Raw genomic sequence first — 622 nt, forward strand, 5'->3', positions numbered from 1 at the left:
ATCGCGCAGGAGGGTGGTCATCGTGAAGCGCAGACGGTACTTGGCGTTGTCGAGCTCGTGTCGGGCACGGTGCACAGGGTCGGCGGCGGCCCGCAGGTGGGCGAGGGCGAGCTGCGGCTTGGTGGCTTCCATGATCAGGTCGGGGTCGCCGTCGGGCTCTGTGTCCTTCCACATGCGGATGCGCAGGCCGCTCATGTCGGGCCCGACACGGATACGGATGGGGGTGAGGGCGCTGTCGAGTTCTTCGGTCAGCCGTTCGGCGGGGGTGTCCGTGGGGCTGCACGTGCTGGTGCCGAGATGTTCGCCGTCCCACCACTCCAAGGGGTTGGGAAGGGGGAAGTTCTCTCGGGTGTAGGGGGTCCAGGTGGCATCGCCCTTGGTTCGGACGTCGAAGATCCAGCTCAGGTCGGTGTACTCGGTGGCCATCAGGGTCTTTCTGGTTGCGTCTCAGGGGTGACGTGGCCAGTCCAGCAGGTGTCGGCGCGAAGCGGTGGTGGTTTGAAGGAACCTGCGCAGCTTCGATCAATACGGACTCGAAAGTTCCGAAAATGCCTTACTCGGACCGTGAAGGATCGAGAGATCCGTCGGCCAAAGTCCTTTATCGGATCCGTTTGCTTCGTCG

The 622-nt window shown here is 63.7% G+C and carries 1 protein-coding gene; it reads right to left on the reverse strand.

Translation table 11 applies throughout. The features are described from left to right. A partial coding sequence (locus ACSIH6_RS39400) for a hypothetical protein (RefSeq protein ID WP_435113998.1) occupies positions 1-426 on the reverse strand: 426 nt, incomplete at its 3' end. Between the last annotated feature and the right edge of the window lie 196 nt (positions 427-622).

The sequence above is a fragment of the Nocardiopsis synnemataformans genome (genome assembly GCF_965343085.1).
Classification (GTDB): domain Bacteria; phylum Actinomycetota; class Actinomycetes; order Streptosporangiales; family Streptosporangiaceae; genus Nocardiopsis; species Nocardiopsis alborubida.